1 pseudogene is annotated in these 379 nt (G+C 51.5%); it reads right to left on the reverse strand.

Going from position 1 to position 379, the window contains the following annotated elements:
* Positions 1 to 17: 17 nt before the first annotated feature.
* Positions 18 to 344, reverse strand: a pseudogene (locus tag QZF50_RS23665) (AIDA repeat-containing protein); the annotation flags it as partial.
* Between the last annotated feature and the right edge of the window lie 35 nt (positions 345 to 379).

A 379-nucleotide genomic window follows, 5' to 3' on the forward strand; every position in this document is an offset into this window, starting at 1 on the left:
CCATCTTTGATTAATTGAGCGCCACCGGAGTTTAGCGTGGTGCTGACGGCACTACCACCACTGGAAACAGACTGGATTCCACCACTGTTAATAGTGGTATCTGTGGCTTGATGACCGTTGAGTACAGAGAGAGAACCACCATTCTCCAGCAGCATATTACTGGCACTTCCGTTGGCAATACTGAAGCTGCCGTTAATATTGGTACCACTCAGAGTGGCATCTGTGGTTGTAAAAATAGCCCCGCCACTGTTCTGAGTAATGTCAACGGCAGTGCCGCCCCCGGAGACGGACAGGTAACCACCACTGTTAATGGTGGTACTCGTGGCACTACCGCTATCGTTGATGTATTGAACGCCACCGGAGTTGAGCGTGGTGTGCG

The sequence above is a fragment of the uncultured Escherichia sp. genome, assembly GCF_948475835.1.
GTDB lineage: Bacteria > Pseudomonadota > Gammaproteobacteria > Enterobacterales > Enterobacteriaceae > ECMA0423.